Consider the following 1,088-nt stretch of genomic DNA (forward strand, 5'->3'; position numbering starts at 1 on the left):
AGAACCCGACGAAAACAACTTATACGGTAGGCGACACGTTTGATGCTGCGGGACTGGAAATAACGGCGCACTATACGAACGGCGGCGCAGACAAGGTGCTGACGAGTGGTGAATACACGCTTTCTACACCCGATATGAGTGCGGCGGGAACGAAAATGATTACCGTAACGTATGAAGAGGACGGCATAGAGAAAACAACGACATTCGATATTACGGTAAACGCTCCTGCGCCTGTTTTGGATAGCATTGAGGTAACAGAGCAGCCGACAAAGACGATCTATACGGTGGGCGATACCTTTGATGCTGCGGGACTGGAAGTGACGGCACACTACACCAATGGCGGCGCGGATAAGGTGTTGACAAGTGGAAAGTATACACTGTCTGCACCCGATATGAGCACGGCGGGAACGAAGACGATTACTGTAACATACGAAGAAAGCGGCATAGAGAAGACAGCGACGTTTAGCATCACAGTGAATGCGCCTGCACCTGTCCTTGACAGTATCGAAGTGACAGAGAATCCGACAAAGACGACGTACACGGTAGGCGACACATTCAATCCGTCAGGACTTGAAGTGACAGCGCATTATACGAACGGTGGAGCGGATAAGGTGCTGACAAGCGGGGAATATACGCTTTCAACGCCGGATATGAGCACTTCCGGCACGAAAACAATCACTGTAACGTATGAAGAGGACGGCGTAGAAAAGACGGCAACATTTGACATCACAGTGAATGCGCCTGTTCCTGTTTTGGACAGCATTGAGGTAACAGAGAACCCGACACAAACAACGTACACGGTAGGCGATACGTTTGATGCTGCGGGGCTGGAAGTGACGGCACATTACACCAATGGTGGCGCGGATAAAGTTCTAACGAGCGGGGAATATACGCTGTCAACGCCTGACATGAGTGTAGCAGGAACGAAAACAATTACCGTAACCTATGAGGAGGACGGCGTAGAGAAGACAGCAACGTTTAACATCACAGTAAATGCGCTCGTACCTGTTCTGGACAGCATTGAGGTAACGGAGCAGCCGACAAAGACGACGTATACGGTAGGTGACACATTCAATCCGTCAGGACTT

The 1,088-nt window shown here is 50.3% G+C and carries 1 protein-coding gene; it reads left to right on the forward strand.

Annotated elements, in window-relative coordinates:
* A partial coding sequence (locus ACS5WU_RS13865; protein ID WP_465089208.1) for a bacterial Ig-like domain-containing protein occupies window positions 1-1,088 on the forward strand: 1,088 nt, incomplete at both ends.

Source organism: Christensenella sp. KGMB01412 (assembly GCF_055522415.1).